The sequence below is a fragment of the Psychrobacter celer genome, from assembly GCF_016107555.1.
Classification (GTDB): Bacteria; Pseudomonadota; Gammaproteobacteria; order Pseudomonadales; family Moraxellaceae; genus Psychrobacter; species Psychrobacter celer.
Genome location: NZ_JABASU010000001.1, coordinates 283,230 through 298,321, shown reverse-complemented (window position 1 = coordinate 298,321; position 15,092 = coordinate 283,230). Strand labels below are relative to the sequence as shown.

The following is a 15,092-nucleotide window of genomic DNA, read 5'->3' as shown; positions in this document are numbered from 1 at the left end:
CGTTGTCGATGAAAGGATATCTTATGCACGCTCACCTAACACCCGCGGTTATCGTCTTTGACGTCAACGAGACGCTACTCGACATAACCACTTTAGCGCCGTTATTTGCACGCCTATTCGGTGACAAAAACATGCTCAGAGAGTGGTTTGCCCAGCTAGTGCTATACTCGCAAACCATGACGTTATCAGGACTGTACACGCCTTTTGGTGAGCTGGGTATCGGCGCATTACAGATGAGCGCTGATATCCACCAAATCATGCTGACAGAGGACGATATCGATGAGTTAAAAGCGCATATGAGCAATATGCCTGCGCACTCTGACGCTGTCCCAGCATTGACCAAACTACGTGAGGCAGGGTTTCGTCTGGTGACGCTGACCAATTCAGCACCCAGCGCCGCCCCTACGCCACTAGAACAGGCAGGATTGAGCGTATTTTTTGAGCAGTCTTTTAGCGTTGAGCAGGTTGCAATGTTCAAGCCGGCGCCTGAAACCTATGAGCTGGTCGCTAATAAACTGGCCGTCCAGACGTCAGATTTATGCCTAGTCGCCTGTCATCTTTGGGATACCATCGGCGCGCAAGCTGCTGGCTGCCAAGGAGCGTTTCTCAAACGTCCTTATAATGCCTTGTTATCCGCCCCCAATGTGCCAACACCGGACTTTATGGCCACAGACTTGACTACGCTTGCAGAGCAAATCATTCATCGCGCGCAAGGCTAATCGCTATGGTTTGTCTTGAGCATAAAAAAATACCGCCCCATAATAGGCGCGGTATTTTCAGCTTATCGTTTGCTGCTTAACTTAATGTTTACTCAGAAAAGTGCACCACCGAACGAATACTCTCACCTTTATGCATCAAATCAAAGGCATCGTTGATGTCTTCTAACGGCATGGTGTGAGTGATGAAGTCTTGTAGCGGAATTTCACCTGCTAGGTAGCGCTCGACGTAGCCGGGCAACTCACTGCGGCCTTTGACCCCGCCAAATGCTGAACCTTTCCAAACACGGCCTGTCACTAGCTGGAATGGACGGGTTGAGATTTCTTGGCCTGCGCCTGCGACCCCGATGATGACCGACTCGCCCCAGCCTTTGTGGCAGCACTCTAGTGCTGAGCGCATGACATCGACATTACCGATACATTCAAACGAATAATCCACGCCGCCGTCGGTCAATTCGACGATGACATCCTGAATGGGCTTGTCATAATTTTTTGGGTTGATGCAATCTGTCGCGCCAAGCTTTTTGGCCAACTCAAACTTGCTCTCGTTGATATCGATAGCGATGATACGGCTGGCTTTGGCCATTTGCGCGCCGATGATAGCAGACAGTCCGATGCCGCCCAGCCCAAAGATAGCAACCGTTGCGCCCTCCTCGACTTTGGCAGTATTCATCACAGCGCCCATGCCCGTGGTCACGCCGCAGCCCAGCAAGCAGACTTCTTCTAATGGCGCTTCTTTATTGACTTTGGCCAATGAAATCTCTGGCAACACCGTGTATTCAGAAAAAGTCGAGCAGCCCATATAATGGTAAATCGGCTTACCATCTTTGTAAAAACGCGTGGTACCATCTGGCATCAGGCCTTTACCTTGGGTTTCGCGTACTGCCGAGCATAGGTTGGTTTTACCTGAACGACACATTTTACAGACGCCGCACTCTGCGGTGTACAACGGAATGACATGGTCGCCGACTTGCACGCTGGTCACGCCTTCACCGACTTGCTCGACGATACCGCCACCTTCGTGACCCAAAATCGTAGGAAACACGCCTTCTGGGTCTTCACCAGATAAGGTGAACGCATCGGTATGGCAAACGCCGCTGGCGACAACCTTTACCAGCACTTCACCTTTTTTGGGCAGCATCACATCGACTTCTTCGATAGATAGCGGCTCATTTGGCCCCCACGCAATGGCGGCTTTGGACTTAATAAAATTATCTGACATAGTATTCCCTCTTGTAATCATAAATAAGTGATGGCGTTAATCACGCTCAGACCAATTTAGCTTATAGCGCTTACACTGTAGAAGCAAGCGCTAGTTTGAGTCGTCTATAGGCGTTGATTTTATATTGTCCATTATAGTTGTTTCTGCTGTGATAACAATGTGTTATATTTGCAAATATCTTTTTCACAGTGGTAATAATCATGCGCTGGGATGGCATTAGTGAGTTTGTCTACGTGGCTGAATACGAGAGCTTTACCCGAGCGGCAAAGGAGCTAGGCATCTCCACCGCGCAGGTCAGTCGGCAGATCAGCGCGTTAGAAAAACGCCTGAATATTAAATTGCTCTATCGTACGACACGGAGGGTATCGCTCACAGAAGAAGGGCGGGTGTTTTATCAGCATTGCCGCGGCGTGCTCGATGGCTTGGATGCCGCTGAGCAAGCGGTGAGTAACTTACAATCTAAGCCGCAAGGCAGAATCAAACTCACCGCCCCTGTCACCTATGGCGAGCAGCAACTCTTGCCCCTGATCAATGACTTTATGGTGCAATACCGCGATATCGAAGTGACGGCCTTTTTGAGCAATCAAAAAATAGATCTAATAGAGGGCGGCTATGATCTAGCGGTGCGTATTGGCAAATTAAGCGACTCAACCATGATGGCAAAAAAACTCAGTCGCCGTACCAACTTTGTCTGCGCTGCACCTGCTTACCTCAAAAGATATGGTACACCGCACACACTGTCTGATCTGCACAAACATAACTGCCTACTTGGTACACGTGATTATTGGCACTTTATCGAAAATAATAAACAAGCTAACAAGGCAGTGGGTCAGCAAGCGCACAAAACAACGGACACAGAAAAAAACCTACGCGTCTCAGGCAGCGTGCAATACAACAGCGGCCACAGCTTAGTGGATGCAGCATTAAAGGGTCTAGGTATCGTGCAGCTGCCTGATTATTATGTGCAGCAATATCTGGCCTCAGGGGCATTGATCAGCGTACTGGATAACTATAGAGAGCCTGAAGAAAGCATTTGGGCGATTTATCCGCACAATCGTCATTTATCGCCAAAGATTCGCTTGCTGGTGGATTATCTGGCAGCGCGCCTGGCATAGTTGGCGCTCTTACATCATCGCTGATAAGATCTAGTTGTCACGCGCGCCTTTACTATGCATGGTTTATTACGCACAATGCTATAAAGCATCGCGCTTTGATATACAAAGAGTACTTATATAGTGAGTTCAGTATAAAAACGATACAGTGAGACTGGGATAAATTTTACGCAGCATCGAGCGGCGCAGGCACAGCACGCAAGGAAAATTTATACCAGTTCCACGTTGACATATAAGGTAGGCTGCAAACGCATGACCCACCTTTTTTCTGCTTTGAAAGAATGCGCTTATTCGCAGCCCTCAGCGCGTGCGATTTGCTCATGTAATTCTATTTTTAGCTTCTTTGCACATTCAATAATCTTTTTTCGATTGGCAGGTATAGCGCCATATTCAATCGCCTTTTTGCGCATTTGTACTGTCACATCATAGTGCGGATAGCTGGCGTCTCGGTGAAACAACCGCGTATCTATCTCAATCAAGGCGGCAAACTCATGGAGCTCTTGCAGGTTATCTGCCAGCATGTGGCACCATTTATAGCCTTTAAATTCTATCTGCATAAAATCGACATATATCGCCATAGAGTCGCCTCCTTTATTATCAATAGCTATTTTATCATGTGCTAAACAACGCTTTCACAAAACAGCCATTAGAACAATTCACGTGCATCTTTCTTAAGCTGCTTTAGGATAGTTTGGTACTCGCTATCATTGGTTTCAAGGCTGCTTAGACGTCCATAACGCAGCTGCCGATAGTTCTGCCTCATTTGCAAGATTTTTGCTTGTACAATCTCTGAATGCCCGCTATCTGTTAACTTACTCACTTTACTGCTCTTATTACTACTTTTAGCATTGGTATCGGCGTTGATATCAGCGTCGATATCAGTATTTGAATCATTTTCTCGGCCATCAACCGCTATTGCCAAGCGCTCAAGCCAAGCCAGCTGCCCTTCACTCTCTTGACGAGCCAACTCTTTATCACTTTTACCAATACGTTTTGATAACTGTGCAAGTGGTAGGTCTGCTGGATGCCAACGCTTACGGCGACGTTGCCAAATGATTAAGATGACTATAGCCATCACCATGATAGCACTGACCGTCAGCCATATAATTTGCTGCATGATTGAGCGGATATTAAACCATTTGAGTAGCGAGTCGGCTTGCTTGTCCTGATCGTAACCAACGACATCTTTTTGCCAATAATAGCTGGCTTGATCGGAGAGGCGGCGTAAGGTTTGTAGCAGCTGATACTGCTGATAGCTGACTTGGGCGGCAGCACCGTCGCCAAACATCGCCGCGCCTTGCGATTGCGTCAGTGCCTCCATACCCTGCTCGACACGCTCAGGCGCGACAAAAGCCGTCGGATCGACACGTAGCCAGCCTTGACCGTCAAGCCAAACCTCCGTCCAAGCGTGCGCATCCTTTTGCCGCACTTCCCAGACATTGCCGCCACGGCTGGGCTCGCCGCCTTGATAGCCCGCCACGACACGTGCTGGAATGCCAGCGGCGCGCATCATAAAGGTGAAGCTGGAAGCATAATGCTCACAGAACCCCGCTTTGGTCTCAAATAAAAACTCATCAATACGGTTATTATTCAGTTGTGGCGGAGACAGTGTATAACGAAAGTCCGTTTGGTTAATCCAGCGCTCCAGCGCCTGCATATAACGCACAGGGTCTGAACCTGACTGAGCGAATAACTGCTGCGCCAAAGTTCGCGCTTGCAGATTGCCGTCAGCTGGCAGTGTAAGATTGAGACGGCGTGATTCATCAGAGAGAATCGGGTCGATACGCATCGGTGCAAACTGCAATACCTCGTAGCGCAGCTGCTGAGTCACCGGCTGGTCTTTTAATAAAGTAAAGTCTGAGGTGATTTTGACGTCTTGGCGCTGCGTAAACGGATAATCAAGCCCAAACAGCCAGCTTTGCTGCGTTGGCTCTAGGATAATCTCATAGTTGGTCGGCGCAACTTTCGCTTCATCAGGGATAGTTGCAAAGGCATTCTCAATCCAAGCAGGTGTTTGCAGTGCAGGCCGCCACTCTTGTTGCTGAGGGCTAGGACGCCACGTGACCCCATCAAACTCACTAAAGACCAAGCCGCGCCAATATAGCTGCTGCTGTGGGGGACGGTTATCTACAAACTCTACCCGAAATGCAAGCTCGGTCGATTGTCCCAAATTGGCAAAATCACCGGGTGACATGCTATCAGAGACACCCGTGGTCGCTTGCTGACCTGAGAGCTGCACTGACCATAGCGGTGGCAGGCGCGGGAAAAACAAAAACAGCACGACCAATAATGGCAATGCGCCAATACCCAGTACACCTAAAGTACGCAAGCGACCATCACCGCGCGTATTACCGTCGTCATTTAGCGCAATAAAGGCCAGCAGCACCGTCACTGCCCCCACGATTACCTCAAACGTCGTGACCAAGCCCTGATCCATCAAAAACAGCGCAGCGAGGACAAATAGCGATAAATTTAATACCACATAGGCATCACGGCGCTTATAGAGCTCCCACAGCTTGCTAATCAAGCATAGCACCAAAAACGCCACACCCATATCGAGGCCGAAAGCGGTGTGATAAGTCAGCCATAGTCCTGCCAGCCCTAACAAAAACCCGAGCATCTGCATGCCCTGATAGACTCGTTTTAGATGCGCTGTTTTTCTAAATCGCGCTTTCACACGCGGCAGCTGAGCAATAATACTGACCACCGCAAACCCCATTAGCCATAATGGCAGATGGGCTGCATGCGGTAAGATAATGACCACTTGGGCGATCAACACCCAATAGTAGGCAGGCAAAGCAAAAAATTTGGCATATCCGCTTGGCTTTTCGCCATGTACTATCTGTGCACTGCGATGATCACCCAAGGCCAGCTGCTCAAAGCTGGCAGTTTTTATAACGTCTGCTTTATCAAAGCGACTCGATGACGCTATCGTTTTTTTTGATAAAGGCTGTGTAGAGTTATTCATGGCGCTTTTGCCAACCTTAGCAAGCACGTTTGTACAAAGCTGTCACCTACCCCCATCGCCGCGCCGGCAGATTTATCTTGCGGTAGTTGCATCGTAAAGGGTACGCCCAGCTCACCCAAGGTCTGTACACCATAAGCCAGCTGTGCCAGTTTTTGTTCATGATGCGCGGCTGGCATATCGGCATAATCCAACGTTTGCTCATGACCGACTGGATCGGCAAAATGCTTGGTAAACATGCCTTGACCTCGTGCCACATGCCCCCACGACACACGGGCCAGCGACTCACCTTCGATATAGTTGTCGAGCCGCTCAAAATCATCTTGACCTTGCTGATATTGCCCACCTGTTGGCAGATCTTTTTCATTGGCTAGCGCATACTGTGCTTGCCAATCAAAAACCTCAGGTTTGGGATACACCCAAGCGCGACGGGCAAAATACACATAAGACCATGCGCGCATAATGCCGAGCGGGTAGACGGTTTTGATGGTGAGTCTGGGGAGTACCAGCTGGCCGCGGCTGTGCGTTTGTACTGGCAGGCGAATCGTTTGTTCGCCTTGTAGCCGTGTCACCAGTAGGGAGGTTTGAGGCTCAGCGCCAGCGTTTGCTCGGGCGTCGGTTTTTTTATCGGTCTTTTTAATCTTTTTGCGTGGCCCTTGGCCGTCAGCCTGATCAAAGCCAAATAATAGCTGCCGTCTTGGTTGGCGGCTCTCACTAATCAGCTTTAAGGTCACCCAAACAGGCGCACCTGCCTCTGCCATAGTGACATCTATCAACTGTACTTTAAGACCTGAAATATGGGCAAAGGTCACATGAAAGCTGATCAGCCAAACGCTAACCAAATAAAAGCACAAACCCAGCACCAAGTTGTTGCCATAATTGATGCCAGCGATAAAAGTGATGATTAACAAAACAGCAAACAGCAGGCCTTCACGACTAAAAAAAATATAGACATTACGCAGCGTGAGGGTGGCGCTATCGCTTTTGGGCGCACGCGCGGCAAACCAGCGGCGTAGTGCAGAGTCCGCTGGTACAGTAAAGGCATTTGGCAACAGACTCATAACGACCCTATCCTCAAAATTAATCGTCTTATCGCTAATAAACGAGCAGCTTTAGAAGTGAGCCTATTATGAGTAAACAGACGGTCAAACAATAACAGCCACCTCGGCCAAAATACGTTGGGCGATGGTCTGCATCGCTTGTCCACCAGTCACATGCGCGGGCAAAAAACGCTGGCCGAGGCGATGATCGGTGACGGCAGCAAACACCGCTTGGATGTCCTCTGGTGCCACCTCCTGATGCCCCGATACATACGCATAAGCCTGCGCCGCTCGCTGGAGCGACAGCACACCACGTGGTGAAAGGCCATGATACTCCGAGCTGGCGCGTGTCTTTGCGACCAGCCGCTGTAGATAGTCCAAGACCAAATCAGCCACATACACGTGCTTAACACCCTGCTGCGCCAATAATACCGCCTCGGTATCAAGTACAGCAGACAAGCCTTTGAGCAGCTCGCGGCGATCTTGACCTTGCAAAAGCTCACGCTCAGCGGCAGGCGATGGATAGCCAAGCGAGATACACAATAAAAACCTGTCGAGCTGCGACTCAGGCAGTGGATAGACGCCTGCTTGCTGCAATGGGTTTTGGGTGGCAATGACAAAAAACGGCTTCGGCAGCGCATAGGTTTGCCCATCTTGCGTCACTTGCCGCTCCTCCATGGCCTCTAGCAGTGCGCTTTGGGTTTTGGGGCTAGAGCGGTTGATTTCATCCGCAAGTAACAACTGCGTAAAGATCGGCCCTGGCCGAAACTCAAAGCGCTGGTTTTTTTGCTCAAAGATACTCATGCCCAAAATATCAGCGGGCAGCATGTCATTGGTAAACTGCACACGATTAAAGCTTAGGCCAAGCAGCTGGGCTAGCCCTTGTGCCAATGTGGTCTTACCCATACCAGGCAAGTCTTGTAGCAATAAATGACCACCCGCCAATATACCACTAAGCGCCAGCTTAATCGCCTGCGGCTTATCTAAAACGATGTGGTTTAGTTGCTCAAGCAGCTGAGCTATTTTTTGCTGATTGTGCTGATAGTCAGCGGCACTCAAGGCCGCCGTATCTGCCAGCTGCGTGGCTGGCTGAGAGGTGATGGGAGAAGCGGGGTCAATCGCGGCATGGCTCATAGTCAGTTATTGGCTCATTTTGGAAGAATAAACATAATAAGTCTGCGATCAAATACCGTCATCGGTCGCAGGCGGCGCCGCCCTTAGGGTTGCCAGATAAGCAATCACATCTGCTCGCTCTTTTGCATCCGGCATCGGGTCTGAGAGCATTTTTGAGTCTGGCATACTCTTTTGCGCATCGGCGATATAAGGGTCTAGTGTCTGTGCATCCCATACCCAGCCTGACACCTTTAATCCTTCACTATAAGTATAATCCTCGAGGGCGGCGGCAGGCGCGCCGTAGATATTCATCAGCTGCGGACCTTTTTTGTTCAGCCCTGCATTTAGCTGGTGGCACTGACCGCAGGCATCTTGATAAATAATCGCACCGTTGTCGGCATCGCCCTCAGTATATAGCGGCAATGTCACAGGGTCACGGTGATCAGCAGGCACTTGCTCTCCGCACGCACTGAGCAATAAAACAGCGGCAACAAGGCCGCACAAACGATACTGACGAATCATAAACATGTTTGACAATCTTCAGTTAAAAGGTATGACAGTTAAAAACAGGATGAGGCATGGCGTTATGAGACTTTTATGGTCGCGCTGGGCGCTTCTAGATAGTATCCTTGCAAATAACGGGCGCCCACACTCCACGCCACCGACATCGTCGCGGCATCCTCGATATATGGCATGAGTACGTCAGCATGGACCTCAGACGTACGCACAATCAAAGACTTAACCGTGTTGAGATTATCCGCAGAATTGATATCTTGGATATAGCTTCGCGCTAAACGCACCATATCTGGCTGTACAAAGCTGGCGATTTCGATAGACTTAGCAGATGAGCCAAAGTTATTGATACCTAACTGACAGCTGACTTGTGTCAACGCCGAAAACTGGGTTTTGGCAACGGTCAGATAGTCTAAGATGTCTTTTTCATTAAACTGCAGTGTCAAGACTCCAGCGGCACCGCCGACTGCCTTGATCAACTGACTGGCCACATTTGGCAGTTTTTTGTCGACCAGCGACGCCCCGGTGAGCTGCACCAACAGTCTGGCCTCAGGATGGGTCTTACGGACTTCGTTTATTTTTTTGCAGGCATTGATTAGTACCCAGCGGTCGATTTTTTCTAATAAATTATGCGTCTTGGCGACAGCCATGAACTGATCAGGGGTGAGTACGGTATTGTCAGCATCTGCCAGCGGTAAGCGCAGATACACCTCAAAAAAGTCGCTACGGTCTTTGTTGATGTCATATATAGGCTGAAATGACAGCTCAAAACGATTGTTGGTAATGGCATCGACCAAAGACTCAGCCAGTGCATGATCATCACTATTGGCATGCTCACTTGGGTCATACAAGTGGTACGTCCCACCATTATTGGAAGTCTCTATCATGATTTGATTGATGGCATCGATAGCACGCTCGAGCAGTACATTGGGCTCTGCAGCATTTTTCTCTATCTTCACGATACCAATACTGACGGTGGTACTGGTGGTACGCTTATCAACTTCGATAAACATCTCACTAATGCGTGTGACAAGGTGCTGTGCCAAATCTTTTAGCTCGCTGGCGCTTTTGTCTTCGACAAGCACCGTAAACACCGTATCACTAAAGCGGCTTACATGCCCGTCTTCTATCAGTTCATCTAACATATAGGCGACTTGCTTGACTGTCGCATCGACCCCTTGTAGGCCCAAACTGCTTTTTATTTTACCCACATTATCGAGCTGAATATACAAAAGCCCTGCTGTCAGTAGCCCTTGTCGTGCCTGCTCGTACACCAGCGCCATTTGTTTTTCAAAACCATGGCGGTTGTCGATACCAGTCAGTTTATCTTTACGCTCAGCCTCCGCTAAGCGCTTGGCCACCTCAGCGCTGTTATTGGTGTTTTGCTGAATGATGACTTGGGTGACAGGCTCACCGTCTAGGGTGGCTGAGGCAAGCTGTAGTTTGGCCTCAAAGGTGCTACCATCGGTACGTTTGCTTTCAAACTCAAACTCCACCTCTTGTCGATTGCCTTTGTCAAACTGCCGCAAAAACTGTTTAAAGCCTTTGACACTATCCCCGCCTGAAATCAAATCAACGACTGGCACGCCGATGGCATCGTTCATGGTTTTAAAGCCAAAAAGCTGCAGATAGGGGTCGTTGGCAAATATATGGATGCCTTGATCGATATAGGCGACCGCGCTTTTGGAGTTTTTAATCAAGACGTTCGCGCGTTGCTCCGCCTCAGAGATGACATGGCGTAGCGTCTTTAGCTCACGGCGGCTGCGCAAGTTGTCATGTTGCAAGCAAATAGCCATCACCACTGCCATCTCTTGCTCGGCTTTGAGCGCCTTGACCATTGTACCGCTGACGATAGCTGGCAAGCCGTCGTCATTTTGTGCGGTGGCTGCCGCCTCATCATGAAACAGACAAATCATCGGCAAATCAATACTTTGCTCTTGCACGATGCCCACCGCTTCGGTGAAGTTCATGTCATAAGCACTGCCAAACACCAATACATCCCATGGCTGACGCAACAGCCTTAGCAGCTCTTCTTTATCGTCCAAAAACCCCAAATTCACACTATCATAATAAGCGCTCAATAACTGCACAAGTCGCTCAGCATAGAGCTGATCATCATTGATGACTAACAGGTTTAGGATAGACTGAGTGCGCATAAATGGCCTTTTAACCTTATGATCATACGATCGTATTTTATCAGTGATGTTTGATACCTGAGCTTGCTTATTCAGTGCTTGGTCAGCAGATTGGGTATCGCATCAATAGAGTAACAATTTGTACCATTATAGACAATAACTGCACCCCCTGCAGGCGAGTTTCATTAGCGGGAGTTCGCGCAGTATGTTTTGGCACTTATCCATGATTCAAATACAAAAACACAGACTTTCTCGTGTCTACTACAGGCCTGATAAAGCTTGCCTCAAATCAAACAATAGTGCTGGTAGTCAAACTATAAGCGTAGCACTTCATATTGGCTAAACTCATCAGTCATTAATAAGCGTCGCCCCAAACGTAACGGCGTCTGCTGCTGATTGATACGCATGATGACCCGATCATCGACCTGAAAATGGGCAGTTGGGACAATGAGGCTTGCCTCGGTTTGGAGCTGCTCGTCTTTCCCCATGATAAAAGCTGGCACAAAGTGCCGGTCACGCGTGTCATCACCATCGACACGTAGGCCGCAAGCCGCTGGATTGTGTCCGAGTACCTGCCACTCAATCTCTGGCGTAGCGCCATCAGCATTGACCCAGCGAGTCAGCCCTATCGAGCAATCAAGGGTGGTCGCAGTCTCAGCACGACATAACAAAAAAAGCCTCATGATCTGTAATGGCACCGGCGCGGCCACGCGCTCATCACGGGTTTTATGACTGGTGTTATGTTGGATATCTGCATCTATAGGTAGAGGACTCGAATCGAGCTGCCCAGTCCGCGTCGGTGGTTGACGATCTACTGGCATGCTCGCAGGCTCAGTGCGCAGTCGCAAGATGCGAAACAACGATAAGGTATCATCGCCATCAAATGTCTCAGCGTTCAACCGCGTATGAGTGTTGGTGGGCAACTGATGGGTATCATAATGAGGCCGGTATGCCCCTGGCAGCTCGTTTGCTACAATCAATCTGGTGAAGCTGCAGCCCTGACTGACTCGGTAATGCATGTCATTAAACCCGCCAATCACCACAGCGTCTTGCTTTGAGCTATACTTGGTTGGCAACGTCAGCTGAGGCTGTAGATAGCGATATGTGAGCGTCATGATTACTTTATTGAGCAGCGCACACGCCACCGCCTCCCGGCCTTCTTTTATCAATGCCTGCCTGCGTGCCTGCAGATAGGTAATCATCGGTGTCAGCTCTATAAATAAGCACTCATACCGATCCTCATAAGGATTGATGCATGAATGAGCCGTCAAGTAAGTAGGCGGCTGATTGTCTTTTAAATTGACAAACACTCGGGTTTCGCTCTCAGGCTCTATGGTGGCGAGCAGATGCTCGGCCCACTCAGGCAACAAGCGCTGCACCAACAAGATATTAGGACGACGCATGGCATGTACGTTCAATAAGCTGTGCAAACATAGCTGACAGTACAGACGGTGAATACTGTCTGCGCGCTGAGTGAGCGTATGGGCGCTCAGACTCATCAACGTTAGGCGCTGCTGATGAGCAAGATAATACAGCTGATTGATCTTAGACCATAAGTACGATGACGGCTTTTGGTAGCAGAGCGCCGCCTCGCCTAAGAGCTTTTGATACATCAATAGTGACTGATAGATAGCAAGGGCGAGCACGGCTGATGCGCGCTTTTCATGGTTGAAATAACGCTGCCAACCGTTTTTTGTAGCAGATTTATCGGGATGGATGGAGCTTGTCATCTCACGCTGTATGACACCATCATAGATCATGATAACCAAATAATATAGCGACCGAACTTGAGCCACATACGCCATCTGCGCCTCACTAAAGGCAGCAGTCTCATAAATATAGTGTTGGCGCAGCGCCACAATCAATTGCTCGGCGGCCTCGATGACACAAGCGGTGAGCTTAAGGCGCTGCTCCTCCTCCATATCCGCTGCCTGCAAGCCCTTCAAAATCTCTTCTAGCCGCTCAGCTTGCGTCTCATGTGTCTGTGACGGCAGACCGGTCAATAGTGTCTGCAAATAGCGCGCTTCATTATCAACAGAACGCCTTGCTGTCGTTGACTGCAGTTTTGTAGCAGACAAATACTCTTGAAACGTCGATAGGGTGATCATCCAGATTCCTAATAACTTTTAATCCAATAACTTTTAATCCAATAACTTTTCGTGATATCGAATAGTTTAACAGCGAAGCCGTTTTGTCAGACAGGCAAGTAAGAAAAGCTGATGCCAGTTGCACGTTAATATCAGCGTATCGATTTTACTTCGCATGACTATACCTTAATACCATCCTTACCCGCACGCTGGATAAATCCTTTACCAAGCGTCACTATTGATATTGCTTGTTTGGTAGTCAGCAGCTCGCCCACTCTTTATTAGTCATTCTTTGTTTACTAATTTTTAATATAGCATATTTTGCATATCAAACATCATGGTAAATGTTAACCGGCACTTTAAAGGGTTTATTCGGTAATTCTCTGACCAGTTTGGGTACCAGATACCCTGGCAAAGCCGCCAGCAGCGACCAGTATAGCCTCACAGCGCTATGCTCATCACTATCAAAATGAGCCGCGCCTGCCACTTTATCCAAAACGTGTAAATAATACGGCAGCACACCTGCGGCAAACAGGCGCTGACTGAGCTGCGTCTGTATCGCCACACTATCATTGATGCCTTTTAACAACACCGCTTGGTTGAGTAACGTAATGCCAGCGGCTCTTGCACGCTGTAGATGCTCCGCCGTCAGGGTGTCAATCTCATTGGCATGATTGCAGTGGATGACCATCACAATCTGACAGCGGCTTTTGGCCAACCTATCTAATAGCGGCGCATCCAAACGCGCAGGAATCACAAGCGGTAAGCGCGTATGCAGACGAATGGTGGTCAGCTGCGGGATGGCCTCAAGCGTGTCCAGCCATGCAAACAGCCGCCTGTTGGTCACATTTAGGGGATCACCGCCACTTAAGATAACCTCATTGATTTCAGGGTGCGCTGTGATATAGTCAATGATATGTGCTTTGGCATCGGCGGTGGGCATGTTGGCACTATAATCAAAGTGCTGACGAAAGCAGTAGCGGCAATGAATCGCACAAGCCCCCGTAATGGTCAGCAGCACTCTTGATTGGTATTTGTGCAGCAGACCTTTGATAGGGTTTTGGTCGTTTTCTGCTAGTGGGTCCGCCACATAGCCTGTGACTTTTATTTGCTCTTGCTGATCGGGCAAAACTTGTTTGAGCAGCGGATCCTCGGGGTCGCCGACTTTCATTTTTGCAACAAAAGCACGCGGCACACGTAGCGCAAAGTGTTTCGGCACATAGATCTCTGTGCGTAGCGTCTCAAGCTTTAGGATGCTAAGCAATTCATCCACGGATGTAATGGCTTCGGATAATTGCGTTTGCCAGTTTTTTTGTGTGATTAAATGGTTTATCATGACAGCCTATTACCTGTGCCCAAAAGCCGCTATTATACGCCCTTAGTGTCTACCCTATCAAAGTATCCCGCCTAGCCTATTTTGCTAGCTAAGTGCGACAGACACAAGTGATGGTATGAGGTTTGGCGCAATAAGCCCTGCAACCACCAGCACATAGCATAGTGATACCCCCTACTTACAAACCCTTAGGAGTCTCTTGTGGCAAGTTTTTCTACCAATGAATTTAAAGCAGGTCTAAAAGTCATGCTGGATGGCAATCCTTGTGCCATTCTTGAAAACGAATTTGTCAAACCGGGTAAAGGTCAAGCCTTTAACCGCGTCAAACTGCGTAACCTTCGTAGTGGCAAAGTACTTGAACAAACGTTTAAATCAGGCGACAGCTTAGAAGCCGCTGACGTACTAGACACTGAAATGAACTATCTATACAACGACGGTGAGTTTTGGCACTTTATGCATCCAGAAACCTTCGAGCAGCTGCAAGCCGACAAAGCGGCCGTTGGTGATGCGCCAAAATGGCTAAAGGACAACAGTAATGAGCTTTGTGTCATTACTTTATTTAATGGCGTACCCTTATCTGTCACGCCGCCAAACTTTGTTGAGTTGCAAATCACAGAGACCGATCCTGGCGTACGCGGCGATACCTCAGGCGGCGGCGGCAAACCTGCCACGCTAGAGACTGGCGCGGTTGTACGTGTACCACTATTTGTCCAGCAGGGCGAAGTGGTCCGTGTGGATACCCGTACTGGTGACTACCAGACCCGTGTCAACTAGTCGACGCTTACTATTTACTGATTGTTACTGAGTACAAAAAAAAGCTTAACCTTTATGATAAGGGTTAAGCTTTTTTATTGCC

At 48.9% G+C, this 15,092-nt stretch carries 12 protein-coding genes; 3 read left to right on the top strand and 9 right to left on the bottom strand.

What is annotated here, in order from left to right:
* Positions 1-23 precede the first annotated feature (23 nt).
* Positions 24-719: a haloacid dehalogenase type II gene (locus JFC05_RS01230; RefSeq protein WP_198335416.1), complete on the top strand. Its 696-nt coding sequence runs from the start codon at positions 24-26 to the stop codon at positions 717-719.
* Positions 720-807: 88 nt separating this feature from the next.
* Here JFC05_RS01230 and JFC05_RS01225 read toward each other — a convergent pair whose 3' ends face one another.
* Positions 808-1,938 carry an S-(hydroxymethyl)glutathione dehydrogenase/class III alcohol dehydrogenase gene (locus JFC05_RS01225; protein ID WP_198335415.1) on the bottom strand — a complete coding sequence of 377 codons (1,131 nt, stop codon included), beginning with the start codon at positions 1,936-1,938 and terminating at the stop codon, positions 808-810.
* A gap of 200 nt (positions 1,939-2,138) precedes the next feature.
* On the opposite strand from JFC05_RS01225, the gene JFC05_RS01220 reads away from it, so the two are divergent.
* Positions 2,139-3,053, top strand: a complete 915-nt coding sequence (locus JFC05_RS01220) for a LysR family transcriptional regulator (RefSeq protein ID WP_198335414.1) — start codon at positions 2,139-2,141, stop codon at positions 3,051-3,053.
* A 284-nt stretch (positions 3,054-3,337) separates the two neighbouring features.
* Here JFC05_RS01220 and JFC05_RS01215 read toward each other — a convergent pair whose 3' ends face one another.
* The 8 genes from JFC05_RS01215 to epmB form a co-directional block, all read right to left on the bottom strand.
* Positions 3,338-3,628 (bottom strand): DUF4031 domain-containing protein, encoded by a 291-nt coding sequence (locus JFC05_RS01215; protein ID WP_198335413.1) that lies wholly within the window; start codon positions 3,626-3,628, stop codon positions 3,338-3,340.
* A 68-nt stretch (positions 3,629-3,696) separates the two neighbouring features.
* Complete coding sequence (locus JFC05_RS01210) at positions 3,697-6,018, bottom strand: transglutaminase TgpA family protein (protein ID WP_198335412.1); 2,322 nt, start codon at positions 6,016-6,018, stop codon at positions 3,697-3,699.
* A complete protein-coding gene (locus JFC05_RS01205; RefSeq protein WP_198335411.1) occupies positions 6,015-7,076 on the bottom strand; it encodes a hypothetical protein in 1,062 nt (353 codons plus the stop codon). Before JFC05_RS01205 ends, JFC05_RS01210 begins: the two co-directional genes overlap by 4 nt.
* An 84-nt stretch (positions 7,077-7,160) precedes the next feature.
* Positions 7,161-8,189 (bottom strand): AAA family ATPase, encoded by a 1,029-nt coding sequence (locus JFC05_RS01200; protein WP_198335410.1) that lies wholly within the window; start codon positions 8,187-8,189, stop codon positions 7,161-7,163.
* A gap of 48 nt (positions 8,190-8,237) precedes the next feature.
* On the bottom strand, positions 8,238-8,696 hold the full coding sequence (locus tag JFC05_RS01195; protein ID WP_198335409.1) for a c-type cytochrome: 459 nt from the start codon (positions 8,694-8,696) through the stop codon (positions 8,238-8,240).
* Between the two features lie 56 nt (positions 8,697-8,752).
* Entirely contained in the window at positions 8,753-10,837 is a 2,085-nt protein-coding gene (locus JFC05_RS01190) for an EAL domain-containing protein (RefSeq protein ID WP_198335408.1), read from the bottom strand.
* Positions 10,838-11,130: 293 nt separating this feature from the next.
* Positions 11,131-12,924 carry a hypothetical protein gene (locus tag JFC05_RS01185; RefSeq protein ID WP_198335407.1) on the bottom strand — a complete coding sequence of 598 codons (1,794 nt, stop codon included), beginning with the start codon at positions 12,922-12,924 and terminating at the stop codon, positions 11,131-11,133.
* A 307-nt stretch (positions 12,925-13,231) separates the two neighbouring features.
* Positions 13,232-14,239 (bottom strand): EF-P beta-lysylation protein EpmB, encoded by a 1,008-nt coding sequence (epmB, locus tag JFC05_RS01180; RefSeq protein ID WP_198335406.1) that lies wholly within the window; start codon positions 14,237-14,239, stop codon positions 13,232-13,234.
* A 198-nt stretch (positions 14,240-14,437) separates the two neighbouring features.
* Here epmB and efp point away from each other — a divergent pair, with 198 nt between their 5' ends.
* Positions 14,438-15,010, top strand: a complete 573-nt coding sequence (gene efp, locus JFC05_RS01175) for an elongation factor P (protein WP_192996005.1) — start codon at positions 14,438-14,440, stop codon at positions 15,008-15,010.
* The last annotated feature ends 82 nt before the right edge of the window (positions 15,011-15,092 follow it).